Here is a 1,289-nt window from a genome sequence, read left to right on the forward strand (position 1 = left end):
AAATTGCTCATCTAGCGTTCGGTGGGTACATGCATAGGGTTACTCTACAACCAAAGCTCCTCGTGCTGGCGCTGAAACTGAGGGTGGTCAAGGATACGATCGTGCATCTCCTTGGCTACCTGTTCAACATCTGACTGCACAAATAGCACGCCACCAGGCACCAGATGCTGTGCTAAGGTAGCGACCATATCTGGTTGCACAACCCGACGCTTCCCATGTTTCCGCTTGAACCATGGATCTGGAAACTGAATGGTGACTCGCTGCAAAACACCGGCAGGCAAGGTACTGAGGAGAACTTTTAGGGACGTATTGACATTGCAGAACAGGTAATGCAAGTTCGTTAACTTGGCCTCAGCTATCCAGCTATTGGCTTGGTGTACTAACGGCTCTCGAATCTCTAACCCTAGGAAATTCCATGTTGAATCCAGAGTTGCCATCTCTAGCAAAAACTTCCCCCATCCACAGCCAATATCGATATGTAGAGGTTGGTGGAGACGATCGTAGATCTGTAACCAATTTGGTGGCTGTACAGGCTGCCGATATTTTTGACTGAGAGGGTTAACGTGCTCTCGGATACGAGTAACAATTTTCTGAGGCATGAGTGCTAGAAATACTGAAACAACATGGTCAAAACCTTACGTGTGCTATTTTTCATCCTACAATCTCAACACCAAGATGTAGGTAATAGGCTGCTCTCAAGCTTATTGGAGATTCTATGCTGAAATCGATTCGGTGGTGGTCAATAGGCTTGTTATGCACAATTTTCATCACCATTGTGACTACTATTCACACCTTCCCCATCTGGTCTCAACAGCCCAAGCCACTGACTGTAGACCTTCCGAAACAGGAACTAGCTAAGATTGTGTTGCAGGAAGCTGGCATTGCTCAGAGATATAATCTATACCTAGGCAATGCTATTGACATGACTACAGCACCAACTATGAACCGGACATTGATAACGTGGTTGCATTCGCTCTTGAGACGAGAGGCAGGATGGCACCAAGTTGAAGCTGTCTATGCTGCTAGGTTAACGGATACTTTTTCAGAGACAGAGCTAAACGAGTTATTAGTGGTGCTGAAGCAGCCGATCGTTAGAAAGCTTTTACAAGCAGAGTTGAATGCCTACGTTGATGCTGGAGAAACGCGGCGTAAGCTATTTAATCAAGTTTGGGAAGGTTATAACTCTGGGGTGTTTAGTCCACCAGCCAACCTCTTGCCGTAGACAGCACAGCCAGAGTTGCCAACCCTGCTAATTGCAAAAGTGTATAGGTAGCTACAGCTATTCCTTT

The 1,289-nt window shown here is 46.2% G+C and carries 1 protein-coding gene and 1 pseudogene; one reads left to right on the forward strand and one right to left on the reverse strand.

From position 1 onward, the window contains the following. Positions 1-47 precede the first annotated feature (47 nt). A pseudogene (gene trmB / locus NZ772_19145) lies at positions 48-599 on the reverse strand (tRNA (guanosine(46)-N7)-methyltransferase TrmB). A 116-nt stretch (positions 600-715) separates the two neighbouring features. Between trmB and NZ772_19150 the strand changes: the two are divergent. Further along, positions 716-1,222: a hypothetical protein gene (locus NZ772_19150; protein MCS6815674.1), complete on the forward strand. Its 507-nt coding sequence runs from the start codon at positions 716-718 to the stop codon at positions 1,220-1,222. Positions 1,223-1,289: the final 67 nt, after the last annotated feature.

This window comes from Cyanobacteriota bacterium (assembly GCA_025054735.1).
Lineage (GTDB): Bacteria > Cyanobacteriota > Cyanobacteriia > SKYG9 > SKYG9 > SKYG9.

What these genes read in the sequence shown, in the direction of transcription:
- NZ772_19150 (MCS6815674.1), top strand. Translation starts at nt 716, where the DNA reads ATGCTGAAATCGATTCGGTGGTGGTCAATAGGCTTGTTATGCACAATT.